The following is a 15,037-nucleotide window of genomic DNA, read 5'->3' on the forward strand; positions in this document are numbered from 1 at the left end:
CCCAAACTCACGCGTTGTACAGAATCACTGCGGCGGTCGCCAGCAGGTTCAACAGCGTCAACGGCAAACAGACTTTCCAGCCAAACGACATCACCTGGTCATAGCGCGGACGCGGTAGCGCAGCACGAATCAAAATGAACATCACCATGAAGAACGCCGTTTTGATGGCGAACCAGAAAATCGGCGGCAGCCACGGACCGTTCCAGCCGCCGAAGAACAGCGTCACAATCAGAGATGAAACGGTGACGATACCGACGTATTCACCCACAAAGAACAGACCGAACTTCATCCCGGCGTATTCAATATGATAACCGTCGGCCAGTTCCTGCTCCGCTTCCGGCTGGTCAAAAGGATGACGGTGACAGACCGCAACGCCCGCAATGGCGAAGGTGATAAAGCCAAAGAACTGCGGAATAATGTTCCACAGATGCTGCTGGCTGTTAACGATATCCACCATATTGAACGAGCCTGCCTGCGCCACCACGCCCATCAGCGACAGGCCAAGAAACACCTCATAGCTCAGGGTTTGCGCCGACGCACGCATCGCGCCCAGCAGGGAGTATTTGTTGTTACTGGACCAGCCCGCGAACAGCACGGCGTAAACAGCCAGGCCAGCCATCATCAGGAAGAACAGGATGCCGATATTTAAATCGGCCCCCATCCAGGTCGAAGTGACGGGCACAATCGCCATCGCCAGCAGCAGCGAGGTAAAAGCGATCATTGGCGCGAGGGTAAAGATCACCCGGTCGGTAAACGGCGGCGTCCAGTCCTCTTTAAAGAACATTTTGATCATATCCGCCACCAGCTGAAGCGAGCCGCCCCAGCCGACGCGGTTAGGTCCATAGCGGTTCTGGAACAGCCCGAGCAGGCGACGTTCGCCAAAGCTCATAAACGCGCCACAGCCCACTACCACAAACAGGATCACCAATGCTTTAACGACGGCAATAATCACATCAGTAACTTCCGGTGTTAACCAACTCATTGCGCCGCCTCCCGCAGATTGTCAATATTGGCACCCAACAGGAATGGCGGGATGCCCGGCATGCCTAACGGCAGTCCTACCTGCCCCGCCTGCAACGTTGCCGAGAAACGTACCGGCAGACGCAGGGTTTCTCCTGAACAGCCAAACTCCACAAAGGTGCCGGCATTCACGCCCAGCTTCTCGGCATCAGCCGGATTGACCACCACATAAGGCGTAGCCATACGCTGTTGGAAAACGGGCGAGCGCTGACTCATCTCTTCACTGCCGAACAGCTGGAAATAAGGGGCGACACGCCAGTTGTCCGCCTGACCGGTAAAGGCAACGGGCACGTTATCAAACCAGCCCAGCTGGCTGTCGCCTGCTTCAAACAGGCGCACACCCGGATCGCCGTTACGCAGCTTGCCGCCCACTTCATCCTGGAATTTGTTCCAGGCCTGCGGGGAGTTCCAGCCCGGCGCCCAGGCAAACGGGATCTGCGAACGGGCAGCGCCCGGCTGGTTGTTCCCTTCCATTGAGAAGGCGAACATGGTGTCTTTGTCCTGCGGCTGGCGCGGCTCATGCACGCTGATGTTTGCACGCATCGCCGTACGACCACTGGCACGTGCTGGTGAACGCGCCAGTTTCTGACCACGGATACGGAAGCTGGCATCCGGCGCGGCCTCTTTGATTCCGGCCAGCTGAGGGAAGGCGGCTATACAAGCATCGATAACGTGGTCGAGCTGTGTCCAGTCCACTTCGCGGCTGCTGATGGTGCTCTGGAGCGAATGCAGCCAGCGCCAGCTTTCCAACATTTCCACTTTGTCGTCGTAGTAAGCAGGATCGTAAACCTGGAAGAAACGCTGCGCGCGACCTTCCTGATTGACTACCGTGCCGTCGCTTTCGGCAAAGCTTGCGGTGGAGAGGATCAAACCGGCTTTTTCAACAGTGCGGGTGCGCTGATGATCGATAACGATGACGTTTGGCGTATTGCTTAGCGCCGCATCTACCTGAGCGGCAGGCGCGTGACGATAGAGATCGTTTTCCATAATGATCACCGCATCTGCCGAACCCTCTTTCAGCTCGCCCAACACGGCATCCAGCGATTTCCCGCCAATCATGCCCAGTCCAACGCTGTTGGCGGCACCCGCCAATAGCGTAATCCCGACCTCTGCGCCGCGACCTTTCAGCGCTTTAGCCACGTTGGCAGCAGCCTGAATGGTGGCTTCGCTACCGGCATGAGTGCCGGCAATAATCAGCGGCTTTTTCGCACCGGCCAGCGCCTGAACAACCACATCGATTTTGCCGCTGAGGGCGCGATCGATGCCCTCAACTGCCGGTGCAGTCTCATCCAGCGCGTGAGCAATCGCGAAACCGACGCGAGCCTGATCTTCAACCGGCGCGCGATAGCTCCATGCGGCAATATCATCGAGGCGAGTGGCATCAACGTGGGTGACAAACAGCGGATGTTTGGCGTGCTGACCAATATTCATGATGGCGGCAATCTGCCAGTCGGACACTTTCTGCGCGGCGGCCATGTCACGCGCTTTGCCTTTCACGGCCTGCCGTACGGAAAGCGCCACGCGGGCACCGACCTGCGTCAGGTCTTCGCCCAATACCAGTACCGCATCATAGCTTTCGATTTCACGCAGCGCAGGCGTATGCACACCGCTGTCGCGCAGAACCTTCAGCATCAGCTCCAGCCGCGACTGCTCGCCCGATGGAATGCCAGTAGAGAAGTTTTCCGCACCGACCAGCTCACGCAGTGCAAAGTTGCTTTCGACGCTGGCGCGAGGTGAACCAATGCCGATCACTTTTTTCGCCTGGCGCAGTACGTCAGCCGCGCCCTGCATCGCCTGTTCAGCGTTCAGGGCAATCCAGTCATTGCCACGGCGCTGCATTGGCTGGCGAGGACGATCTTTAAGATTGACGTAGCCGTAACCGAAACGCCCGCGGTCGCAAAGGAAGTACTGGTTTACGGTGCCGTTATAGCGGTTTTCAATACGACGCAGTTCGCCATAGCGCTCACCCGGGCTGGTATTACAGCCGATGCTGCACTGCTGGCAGATGCTTGGCGCATACTGCATGTCCCATTTACGGTTATAGCGTTCGGAGTGCGTTTTATCGGTGAATACGCCGGTCGGGCAGATTTCCACCAGGTTGCCGGAAAACTCGCTTTCCAGCGTACCGTCTTCCGGGCGGCCGAAGTAGACGTTATCGTGCGCGCCGTACACGCCAAGATCGGTGCCGTCCGCGTAATCTTTGTAGTAGCGTACGCAACGGTAACAGGCGATACAGCGGTTCATTTCGTGAGAGATGAACGGGCCAAGGTCCTGGTTACGGTGGGTTCGCTTGGTAAAGCGATAGCGACGGAAGCTGTGGCCAGTCATCACGGTCATATCCTGCAAATGGCAGTTACCGCCTTCTTCACAGACCGGGCAATCATGCGGGTGGTTGGTCATCAGCCACTCCACCACGCTTTCACGGAATTCTTTTGCCTCGCCATCATCAATAGAGATGAAGGTGCCGTCAGACGCTGGCGTCATACAGGACATCACCAGGCGGCCACGCGTATCTTCGGCATTTTGGAATTGCTTCACCGCACACTGGCGGCAGGCACCGACGCTACCGAGCGCCGGGTGCCAGCAAAAATAAGGAATATCAAGGCCAAGAGAGAGGCAAGCCTGTAGCAGGTTGTCCGCTCCATCGACATCGTATTCTTTACCGTCTACATGAATTGTAGCCATAGTGAACTTGCTCAAGTAAGGCCCGGGGTTAATCGGGCGTTAAACATAAACTGTTATCTGCGCGTAAGCGTCGTTTTACCAGCGAGCCTTCAGCAGGTTGGCCTGAATACCGGCAATCGCATGCGCGTTGCTGTAAACCTGCGGCGCAATGCCTGCTTCGAATTCTTCGCGGAAATATTTGATTGCGCTTTGCAGTGGCTCGACTGCACCTGGCGCATGCGCACAGAACGTTTTACCCGGGCCAAGCTGGCGGCAGAGCTGCAACAGGGTTTCGATATCGCCCGGCTGCCCTTCTTTACGTTCCAGCGCGCGCAGAATTTTTACGCTCCACGGCAGGCCATCACGACAGGGCGTGCACCAGCCGCAGGATTCACGGGCGAAAAACTCTTCCAGGTTACGCACCAGCGAAACCATATTGATTTCGTGGTCGACGGCCATGGCCAGCGCGGTACCCAGACGACTGCCCGCTTTGCCAATGCTGGCAAATTCCATCGGCAAATCGAGGTGGGATTCGGTCAGGAAATCGGTTCCTGCCCCGCCCGGCTGCCAGGCTTTAAACTTCAGGCCATCACGCATGCCGCCGGCATAGTCTTCGAGGATTTCACGCGCGGTGGTGCCAAACGGCAGCTCCCAAACGCCCGGGTTTTTTACCCGACCCGAGAAGCCCATCATTTTGGTGCCGGTATCGTCGCTTTTGGAGATGTTTTTGTACCAGTCGACGCCGTTAGCCAAAATTGCCGGAACGTTAGAAAGCGTCTCAACGTTGTTTACGCAGGTTGGCTTGCCCCATGCACCCGCAGATGCCGGGAACGGCGGTTTCGAACGAGGATTCGCGCGACGGCCTTCCAGCGAGTTGATCAGCGCCGTTTCTTCGCCACAGATATAACGACCTGCGCCGGTATGCACGATCAGCTCAAAATCAAAACCGGTACCGAGGATGTTTTTCCCCAGATAACCGGCCTCTGTCGCTTCAGCAATAGCGCGACGCAAATTGACAGCGGCTTCAATATATTCGCCGCGCAGGAAGATGTAGCCACGGTAGGCTTTTAGCGCAAACGCACTGATCAACATGCCTTCCACCAGCTGGTGTGGCATTTGCTCCATCAGCAAGCGGTCTTTGTAGGTGCCTGGTTCCATCTCATCCGCGTTGCACAGCAGATAACGGATGTTCATGGATTCATCTTTCGGCATCAGGCTCCACTTCAGTCCCGTGGAGAAACCTGCGCCGCCACGGCCTTTCAGACCTGAATCTTTCACCGCCGCCACAATCTCATCCTGAGACAGAGTTTTCAGCGCCTTATCGGCACCTGCGTAGCCATTTTTGCTGCGGTATTCGTCAAAGAAAACCGGCTGTTTGTCGTCGCGCAGACGCCAGGTAAGCGGATGCATTTCCGCAGTACGAATGATCTGTTTGGCTGTCATTGATACTGCTCCAGTAAATTGACGATGTTTTCCGGCGTAAGATGAACGTGCGTATCTTCATCCACCATCATCGTCGGGCCTTTGTCACAGTTACCGAGGCAGCAGGTTGGCAGCAGCGTAAAGCGGCCATCCGCCGTGGTCTGGCCTGGTTTAATTTGCAGGTTTTCTTCCAGCGCCGCCTGAATGCCCTGGAAACCGGTGATATGGCAAACCACGCTATCGCAGTAGCGGATTACGTGGCGGCCAACCGGCTGACGGAAAATCTGGCTGTAAAAGGTGGCTACGCCTTCCACATCGCTGGCCGGAATGCCCAAGACATCGGCAATGGCATGGATAGCGCCATCCGGCACCCAGCCGCGCTGTTTCTGAACGATTTTCAGCGCTTCAATCGACGCCGCGCGGGCATCTTCGTAATGATGCTTTTCGTGCTCGATGGCATCATGTTCTGCCGCACTCAGCACAAAAGCCTTGTTATCTTCGATCGTTTCGATCGCAATTCGTTGATCGTGCATAATTAGCGGTCCACGTCTGACATAACAAAATCAATACTGCCGAGATATACGATCAAATCGGATACCAGGCTGCCGTTGATTACCGAAGGGATCTGCTGCAGATGTGGGAAGCTCGGCGTACGCACGCGGGTGCGGTAGCTCATGGTGCTTCCATCACTGGTCAGGTAGTAGCTGTTGATCCCTTTCGTCGCTTCAATCATCTGGAAGGATTCGTTGGCCGGCATTACCGGTCCCCACGAAACCTGTAGGAAGTGAGTGATCAGCGTTTCGATATGCTGTAGCGTGCGCTCTTTTGGCGGCGGCGTGGTTAACGGATGATCGGCCTTGAATGGGCCTTCCGGCATATTTTTCAGGCACTGCTCAAGGATGCGCATACTCTGACGCATCTCTTCCATTTTCAGCATCACGCGCGTGTAGGCACAGCTGACGCCATCGCCGATTGGCACTTCAAAATCGAAGTTTTCGTAACCTGAATAAGGGCGCCATTTACGCACGTCGAAGTCCAGCCCGGTTGCACGAAGCCCCGCACCCGTGGTTCCCCACGCCAGCGCCTCATCCATGCCATAGGCGGAAACCCCTTTCGCACGGCCGATCAGCACCGAGTTTTTCAGTGCGGTTTGCTCATAGGCTTTCAGGCGTTTTGGCATCCAGTCGAGGAATTCACGCAGCAGACGATCCCAACCTTTCGGTAAATCGTGCGCCACGCCACCAATGCGGAACCAGGCCGGATGCATACGGAAACCGGTGATGGCTTCCACAACATCGTAAATTTTCTGGCGATCGGTAAAGGCAAAGAACACCGGAGACATCGCCCCAACGTCCTGAATAAAGGTAGAAATATAGAGAAGATGGCTGTTAATGCGGAACAGCTCGGAAAGCATTACGCGGATCACATCCACGCGCTCAGGCACTTTAATACCGGCCAGCTTTTCTACCGCCAGCACGTAAGGCATTTCGTTAACGCAGCCGCCGAGGTATTCAATACGATCGGTATAGGGGATATAGCTGTGCCAGGACTGACGCTCGCCCATTTTTTCCGCGCCGCGATGGTGATAACCCACATCCGGGACGCAATCCACAATCTCTTCACCATCCAGCTGCAAAATGATGCGGAACGCACCGTGCGCAGAGGGGTGGTTCGGACCGAGGTTCAGGAACATAAAGTCTTCGTTAGCCGTGCCGCGCTTCATGCCCCACTCTTCCGGCTTGAAGGTCATCTGCTCCATCGCCAGATCTTCCGTTTGCTTTGTCAGCTGGAACGGATCGAATTCTGTCGCACGCGCCGGATAGTCTTTACGTAGCGGATGGCCTTCCCAGTCCTGCGGCATCATGATCCTTGTCAGATGCGGGTGACCATCAAAGGTGATGCCAAACATTTCCCAGGTTTCACGTTCATACCAGTTGGCATTTGGAAATATTTTGGTGATGGTCGGAACGTGCAGATCTTTTTCAGACAGCGCCACTTTGAGCATAATGTCGCGGTTACGCTCAATGGAAATAAAGTGGTAGAACACGGAAAAATCGGCCGCAGGCAGGCCCGCGCGATGCGTTCGCAAGCGCTCATCCATACCGTGCAGGTCGTACAACATCACATAGGGTTTCGGCAGCTTGCGCAGAAACTCAATTATTTCCAGTAATTGTTCGCGCCTGACCCAGACTACCGGAATGCCGGTACGGGTTGGCTGAACGGTAAAGGCATCAGGCCCAAAACGGTTACGCAACTCGCCGATCACCGGGTCATCCTGGTGATCCCGGGTTTGCCATGCTGGCTGGGCGAGATCTTGCGTGGTCAAATCTGTCATAAATTATTCACCATGTGGGCCTGCAAAGCCCTCAGTATTGGCGTCACGACAGGCCGTGCGCGTATTTTGTTTTTTATGCGCCGGGTAAGCCCGTCGGTTAACTGCTTTAAATTTCGTCAGGCGTGCGCAGGTTAGTCACCGCAATGCGTTCGCCCTGCTTTCTTTCACGCTCGGACGGCATATTGGCACGGTAAACGCCCTGATCGCCGACGACCCAGGAAAGCGGTCGACGTTCTTTACCGATAGATTCCTGCAACAGCAGCAGTGCTTGCATATAGGCTTCCGGGCGCGGCGGGCACCCTGGAATATACACATCTACCGGCAGGAATTTATCCACGCCCTGCACCACGGAATAGATGTCGTACATCCCGCCCGAGTTGGCGCAGGCTCCCATCGAAATGACCCATTTCGGCTCCAGCATCTGGTCATACAGACGCTGAACAACGGGGGCCATTTTGGTAAAGCAGGTACCGGCAACGACCATAAAGTCAGCCTGGCGAGGCGAGGCACGAATAACTTCCGAACCAAAGCGGGCAACGTCATGCACTGAGGTGAATGAGGTGGTCATTTCGACGTAACAACATGAAAGGCCAAAGTTAAATGGCCAAAGGGAGTTTTTCCTTCCCCAGTTCACCATGTCGTGCATAGCCGTTTCGAGCTTGCCCATGTAAACGCTTTGATGAACGTGCTTCTCCAGAGGATCGGTGACGATCTCTTGTTTCTGCAGCGGATAACGGTCGTTCTCACCGTTCGGATCTGCGCGGGTAAGCGTGTAGTCCATTTTTATGCCTCGCTGTTACTGCGTGTGACGATTGGAATGCGAAATGGTTGTTGGCTTAACCACGACACGACGAGGTGCCGGAGCCCAGTCCAGCGCGCGAATACGCACCAGATAAACCAAACCAGCAAGCAGTACCAAAATGAAGATGGCGGCTTCGATAAAGCCAATCCACCCGCTTTCGCGAATGGCGGTCGACCAGGCGTACAGGTAGAGGGCTTCTACATCGAAAATGACGAAGAACATGGCGACCAGATAGAATTTGGCGGACATGCGCAGCTTGGCGGTACCGACCGGAGCGGCTCCGGACTCAAAAGGCGTATTTGTATATCTTCCACGGGCTTTTCCGCCCAAAAACCATGCTCCAGCTAACATTGCGCAGCACAGACCGATGGCTGTGATCAGAAATACAGCAAACGCCCAGTGGTGGGCGATAACTTCAGTGGTTGTTGACATACACTCTGCTTAATTCAATAACGTGGCGTCAGGCGTCTGCTCTGCTAGTCGGCAGTTAACCCACCACATCGATTCAAGGGAAAAATAAAAAACCTGATAAACTTTACTGTCTTTTCAGAGTAAGCAGCAATTTTATGTGGTTTTTTACTCCTTTCTATAACCTTTTGTCAACTTTGACAAAAGTATCCACAGATTATTTTACACCCGCAGCATTTATTTAACATTTTATGCTCAAATACTGCGCTAAATCGAGTCAGTTTACCCTTTCAGGTAAAGTGTAGCGGGTATTTCCCTGCATGGATCGCGGATTTAACAAAGACTATTTTGGCAGGAAATGTGGGCTTTTCCTTCCCCTGAGCAGGGTTATTTTTTTGATCCAGAACAGACTTTTGTAACTTATGCAGAAAAAACAGACGATGCAGACTGAGCAAAATCAAGTCAGCTGCATTATTTTTGCACTTCTGCATTAAGACGAAGGGGTATATCAGAGGGGGTGACGGTTTTAACATCAACACAGCAAAAAAAGGAGGACAAACCCCCTGTCATTTATTAAAAAAACATCATAAAAAAAGCCTCATGGCGCACAGGGCTGCCATAAGGCTTTTTTTTCTCTTTTCTGCTGATTATTTATTTAAAAATCAGCAGGTAATACAGAGTTTTTTTTATTCTTCTTCGTCGGAGAAGGCGCCACTGTCCTGACCGTTAACGGTCAGATTGTAAGGATCGCTGCTCGATTCCATCGCGTTGAAGATAGCCAGCGCCAGCTCGTTATCGCTTTCCGGGTTACGGCACAGCAGATATTCGGTGTCTGGCAGAACCGGCAAGCCTTCCGCCGCTCCCATCACACGCAGCTCGGGGCTCATCATCTCTACCGGACGCGCGGTGACGCCAAGACCGGCTTTTACCGCCGCACGCACGGCTGCCAGCGTGGACGCTACGTACGAAATACGCCAGGGGATGCCGGCCTCGTTAAGGTGATCAATTGCCATATCACGATAAGGGCTTGGTTCGTCCAGCAGAACCAATGGAATCGCTTCCCCACGCTGGAAGATATAATCAGCAGCACAATACCAAAGCGTTGGTGAGGTACGCAGAACCTGCCAGGTAAAGTTCATTGGGCTGGACGTTGTGACAACCAGATCCACTTCACCCTGATTCAGCATTTCCATCATAAATGGATTGCGTTTCACCCTGACATCAATCGCTAACTTTGGATAAACCGAGGTCACGCGGTTGAGCAGGAAAGGGAGAATGGTATCTGACGTATCGTCAGAAGCGCCGATAGTGAGTACGCCCTGAATGTTGCTGTACATCAGAGAAGTACAGGCTTCATCATTGAAACGCAGGATTTTTCTGGCGTAGCCCAGCAGTTGAATGCCGTGCTCTGTCAGCAGTTTGTTACGACCGTGTCTGGCAAACAACTCTTTACCTACCAGTTGTTCCAGGCGCTGCATTTGCTGACTGACCGCAGATTGTGTTCTGCATACTGCTGCGGCAGCCGCAGCAAAGGTATTCAGATCGGCGACAGCTACAAAAGTTCTCAGCAGATCGAGATCGAGATTGAGAATTGGACGATTTGCACTAGTCATGTTTTCTTCACTTTATAAGATTTTTAAGAACTACTACCCTGGTGTTATTACCTGCTATATCAAAAGGATACAGCGATAATAAGAATGTGATGAAGCGCTTCGCTCCCTCACCTTACTACGCAGACGCCTATCCCAGCAGCTCAAATATACCCTGCTCACGCTAAGGGCTAAGCCGCTGACGGATTCATACGTCTGATACATCATTAATGCGCGCCACGCTGAACAACAGGTAAGCGGCAGTACAGAACTGATAACAGCGCATGCAGGCCTTAAAGGTGCCGTGCTGTTGTTAGTGTATGACACTGAAAAAATCGGGACGGCCAGAACGCTGTAGTTACAGCGGAATAATAATTAACACAACTTAACATTAACAGCAGTAAAACAGGGTGGATACTGCCTGAAAAACCCGCACTGGCAGTGCGAAATTTCATGAATATTATCCTGACACACTGTCGATTACTTTTTAAGCCCTAATCTGATTATTCTTATCAGTAAAATAAGATTTTATTGGCTGAGACCGTTTCAACGCCTGTCATAGTACAAAAATTTATCAATCAGATACAATCTGACAAGCTCTGACAAAAGCATGGTGGCTTTTGCCGCGCCAGCGTTTCAAGTTGAGCACCTTATCATCATGCCTGGTTTTCAGGCAACCAATTAAGCTTATCTTGACAGTTTCGCTGCGCATCAATCCACCAGATTTTACCTAATTATTACAAAAATCTTCCCCAGAACCCTTTTTCAGGTTCCACAAACGGTCTCCGCACACCAAATCATCCAGTGTTAAATTTTGCTAAACCAATTTAGGTCGACATATTAAACCAGATGTATCCTGTCTCTCCTGTAGCCCTGACGGTAACAGAAACAAAAACTCCACTATCCCACCAAAGCCAGCGGACGGACTTCAAAAGCGCGGGAGAGAGGAGTACATTGTGCGGGTTTACTATTCCACGGCAGGAATACAGCTCAGCCAAAGGCGAATGAAATGACCCCGATTGATAAATCCAGCAAGCTCGATAACGTCTGTTACGACATCCGCGGCCCGGTTTTAAAAGAAGCCCGCCGCCTCGAAGAAGAAGGCAATAAAGTCCTCAAGCTCAACATCGGCAATCCCGCGCCTTTCGGTTTTGAAGCGCCTGACGAAATCCTGGTTGATGTGATCCGCAACCTGCCCAGCGCACAGGGCTACTGTGATTCCAAAGGACTGTATTCCGCCCGTAAAGCTATCGTTCAACATTATCAGGCTCGCGGCTTACGTGAAATGACCGTTGAAGATGTCTATATCGGTAATGGCGTTTCCGAACTGATCGTCCAGTCAATGCAGGCTTTACTCAACAGCGGTGATGAGATGCTGGTTCCGGCCCCGGATTATCCTTTATGGACGGCGGCGGTCTCTCTTTCTGGCGGTAACGCGGTGCACTATCTGTGTGACGAATCGGCTGGCTGGTTCCCGGACCTGGACGACATCCGTAGCAAAATTACGCCACGCACCCGGGGCATCGTCATCATTAACCCAAATAACCCAACGGGCGCAGTCTACAGTAAGGAACTGCTGTTGGAAGTGGTTGAGCTGGCCAGACAGCATAATTTGATCATCTTTGCAGATGAGATCTACGACAAGATCCTCTACGATGCGGCACAGCATCACTCCATCGCCGCTCTGGCTCCCGACCTGCTGACGATTACCTTTAACGGCCTGTCTAAAACCTATCGTGTGGCCGGTTTCCGCCAGGGCTGGATGGTGTTAAACGGTCCGAAGAAACATGCGAAAGGCTACATCGAAGGGCTGGAAATGCTGGCCTCAATGCGCCTGTGTGCCAACGTTCCTGCACAGCATGCCATCCAGACGGCATTGGGCGGCTATCAAAGCATCAGTGAATTCATTGTGCCAGGCGGCAGACTGTATGAACAGCGCCAGCGTGCGTGGGAACTGATCAATGACATTCCAGGCGTTAGCTGCGTGAAGCCGCAGGGCGCGCTTTATATGTTCCCTCGTATTGACGCGAAAAAATTCAATCTGCACGATGACCAGAAAATGGTGCTGGATTTCCTGCTACAGGAAAAAGTTTTGCTGGTACAAGGCAGTGCCTTTAACTGGCCCTGGCCTGACCATGTGCGCATCGTTACGCTGCCTCACGTCAACGATCTGGAAATGGCGATTGGCAAATTTGGTCGTTTCCTGGAAGGATATCGCCAGTAATTTTGTTCGAAAACGCCTGCCGACAGAGCACGGCGTTATCTGATATCGCTGCATTCAGCAGGTTGAAGCGTATATAATAATCCCGAAGTCGCCCGGCTTCGGGATTATTACAGGAAACCGCATCGATGAATCAGAGCCATTTCTTCGCCCACCTCTCCCGTCTTAAGCTGATCAACCGCTGGCCGCTGATGCGTAACGTGCGTACGGAAAACGTTTCTGAGCACAGTTTGCAGGTGGCGATGGTGGCGCATGCGCTGGCGGTCATTAAAAATCAGAAATTCAACGGGAATCTTAACGTTGAGCGTATCGCCCTGATGGCAATGTACCATGATGCCAGTGAAGTTCTGACCGGCGATCTGCCTACCCCTGTAAAGTATTACAACGCGCAAATTGCCTTTGAATACAAGAAGATTGAGAAAATTGCCCAGCTGAAGCTTATTGAGATGCTGCCTGAAGAGCTCAGAGACGCTTACCGACCGTTGCTTGATGAGCACCAACGAAGCGAAGAAGAGACGGCCATTGTGAAACAGGCGGATGCGCTTTGTGCTTACCTGAAATGCCTGGAAGAACTTTCAGCGGGAAATCACGAATTTCAACTGGCCAAAGCCCGACTGGAAAAAACCCTGAGCCAGCGCCACAGCCCGGAAATGGACTATTTCGTCGAGGTTTTTGTCCCCAGTTTCAACCTGTCGCTGGATGAAATCAGCCAGGAGCTTTAGCGCCTGACCCGCCTTATTCAGAACGGGAACAGCAGCGGCACCATCACCACGCTTACCGCCATAATCAGCACGGTAAAAGGGACGCCAATTTTGACAAAGTCGCTGAAGCGATAACCGCCGGGCCCAAGGATCAGCGTGTTCACCGGGCTTGATACCGGCGTCATAAACGCGCTTGACGCGGCCAGCGCCACAATCATGGTAAAAGGATACGGTGAAAGCCCCATTTGATGAGCGGCTGCCACCCCTACCGGTGCCATCAACACCGCCGTGGCGGTATTCGAAATAAACAGCCCGATGACGGCGCACAAGATAAATAAACAGAGCAGCATAACGTGCGGACTCTGTCCGCCAGCCAAATCCATTAACCCTTCGACAATTAGCGTGATCCCCCCTGTTTTTTGCAAAGCCAGCGCAAAAGGCATCATGCCAACGATCAGAATAATGCCTGGCCAGTGAATGGCACGCCAGGCGCTTTCCATATCAATGCAGCGAAACTGCCCCATCAACAGGCAGGCAATGATAGCCGCTATCGGATTAGGGATTTCATTGGTCAGCATCATGGCAACCATCAGAGCCAGACAGAAAATCGCATGGGGAGCCTGGCTGCTGGCAGGTGCGACGTCGTTGACCTCGGCAGGCAGATTTAACAGGATGACATCACGTTTTTGCTGCTGTAACTGCGTGATTTTTTTCCAGTCGCCGATCACCAGCAGGCTGTCACCCAGCTCTAACGGCAGATTGTGTAGCGCGCCTTCAAGCACCTCTCCACGGCGACGGATACCAATGACACTGAGGCCATAGCGGGAGCGAAAGGCGGACTCGCGCAGCGTTTTATTTTGCAGTTCGGAATCGGGCACGATCAGAATTTCTGCCATCCCCACATCCTGGGCGCGATCGGAAAAATATTCGCCCCGCAGGATCATTGGCTCCAGCCTATGCCCAGAGCAGAATTCACGCAGATCGATACCCGCAGCACTCATGTCTATTAGCAGCACATCGTGGGCGCGGAATTCAGTTGTGCCGGTCACCGGCACCATAACCCGGCGAAATTTACGCCAGCGCTCGAGGCCAACAACATTGACGCCGAAACGTTCGCGCAGCTGCAAATCGTCCAACGTCTGACCGATCAGCGTTGACCCCGGGCGCACAGCCAGCCGTCGCGCTCGCCCGCTTAGTTTGTAATCCCGGATAAGATCGCGAAAGGTTCTCTGCTGCTTGTGGCTAACATCCTGAGGCGTGTTGCCCAGCCAGAAACGGACAAGCAGCATATAACCTATTCCCAGTACCAGTGCTACCAAACCAATCGGCGTCACGGCAAAAAAACCAAAGCCGGTCAACCCTTCCCGCACCAGTTCGCTGTTAACCACCAGGTTAGGTGGCGTGGCGACCAGCGTCATCATGCCGCTAATCAGCCCCGCAAAGCTTAGCGGCATCATTAGCCGCCCCGGGGAGCTGTTAATTTTAGCCGCCACGCTTATCACGATGGGAATAAAAATAGCTACCACCCCTGTGGAGCTCATAAAAGCGCCCAGTCCGGCAACCGTAAGCATGAGCAGCACCAGCATGCGTGTCTCGCTGCTGCCCGCCATTCTGACCAGCCATTCCCCCATTCTTAACGCCACGCCGGTGCGCACGAGGCCTTCACCGATAACAAACAGCGCGGCAATAAGAATAACATTGGGATCGCTGAAGCCCTGGGTGGCTTCTTGCAGGGAGAGTGTGCCGCTAAGGACAAAGGCGGTGATGACCAGTAATGCCACCACGTCCATCCGCAGTTTTCCGCTGACAAACAGCACGATGGCGATGGCTAACAGACTGAGAACCCAAAAAAGCTCTTTATTCACAATTGATCTC

Annotated in this window: 10 protein-coding genes and 1 pseudogene; 2 read left to right on the forward strand and 9 right to left on the reverse strand. The window is 53.3% G+C overall.

Annotated features, from left to right (window positions below):
• Positions 1–7: 7 nt before the first annotated feature.
• The 8 genes and pseudogenes from nuoH to lrhA form a co-directional block, all read right to left on the reverse strand.
• Positions 8–982, reverse strand: coding sequence for an NADH-quinone oxidoreductase subunit NuoH (nuoH, locus tag EHV07_RS15785; protein ID WP_147198956.1), 975 nt, complete (start codon positions 980–982; stop codon positions 8–10).
• Positions 979–3,705, reverse strand: a complete 2,727-nt coding sequence (gene nuoG, locus EHV07_RS15790; protein WP_147198957.1) for an NADH-quinone oxidoreductase subunit NuoG — start codon at positions 3,703–3,705, stop codon at positions 979–981. The genes nuoH and nuoG overlap by 4 nt, the downstream gene beginning before the upstream one ends.
• 75 nt (positions 3,706–3,780) lie before the next feature.
• Positions 3,781–5,127 (reverse strand): NADH-quinone oxidoreductase subunit NuoF, encoded by a 1,347-nt coding sequence (gene nuoF / locus EHV07_RS15795; protein WP_147198958.1) that lies wholly within the window; start codon positions 5,125–5,127, stop codon positions 3,781–3,783.
• A complete protein-coding gene (nuoE, locus tag EHV07_RS15800) occupies positions 5,124–5,639 on the reverse strand; it encodes an NADH-quinone oxidoreductase subunit NuoE (protein ID WP_147198959.1) in 516 nt (171 codons plus the stop codon). The genes nuoF and nuoE overlap by 4 nt, the downstream gene beginning before the upstream one ends.
• A 2-nt stretch (positions 5,640–5,641) precedes the next feature.
• Positions 5,642–7,455 (reverse strand): annotated as a pseudogene (gene nuoC, locus EHV07_RS15805) (NADH-quinone oxidoreductase subunit C/D).
• Positions 7,456–7,547: 92 nt separating this feature from the next.
• Positions 7,548–8,222, reverse strand: coding sequence for an NADH-quinone oxidoreductase subunit B family protein (locus tag EHV07_RS15810; RefSeq protein ID WP_147198961.1), 675 nt, complete (start codon positions 8,220–8,222; stop codon positions 7,548–7,550).
• A gap of 15 nt (positions 8,223–8,237) precedes the next feature.
• Positions 8,238–8,675, reverse strand: coding sequence for an NADH-quinone oxidoreductase subunit A (locus EHV07_RS15815; protein ID WP_147198962.1), 438 nt, complete (start codon positions 8,673–8,675; stop codon positions 8,238–8,240).
• A 662-nt stretch (positions 8,676–9,337) separates the two neighbouring features.
• Complete coding sequence (gene lrhA, locus EHV07_RS15820) at positions 9,338–10,264, reverse strand: transcriptional regulator LrhA (protein WP_147198963.1); 927 nt, start codon at positions 10,262–10,264, stop codon at positions 9,338–9,340.
• Between the two features lie 985 nt (positions 10,265–11,249).
• Between lrhA and EHV07_RS15825 the strand changes: the two genes are divergently transcribed.
• Complete coding sequence (locus EHV07_RS15825; protein WP_147198964.1) at positions 11,250–12,464, forward strand: pyridoxal phosphate-dependent aminotransferase; 1,215 nt, start codon at positions 11,250–11,252, stop codon at positions 12,462–12,464.
• A gap of 125 nt (positions 12,465–12,589) precedes the next feature.
• Positions 12,590–13,183, forward strand: a complete 594-nt coding sequence (gene yfbR, locus EHV07_RS15830) for a 5'-deoxynucleotidase (protein ID WP_147198965.1) — start codon at positions 12,590–12,592, stop codon at positions 13,181–13,183.
• Positions 13,184–13,200: 17 nt separating this feature from the next.
• Here the strand turns inward: yfbR and EHV07_RS15835 are convergent, their stop codons facing one another.
• Positions 13,201–15,027, reverse strand: coding sequence for an SLC13 family permease (locus EHV07_RS15835; RefSeq protein WP_147198966.1), 1,827 nt, complete (start codon positions 15,025–15,027; stop codon positions 13,201–13,203).
• Positions 15,028–15,037: the final 10 nt, after the last annotated feature.

This window comes from Pantoea sp. CCBC3-3-1 (genome assembly GCF_007981265.1).
Classification (GTDB): Bacteria; Pseudomonadota; Gammaproteobacteria; order Enterobacterales; family Enterobacteriaceae; genus Erwinia.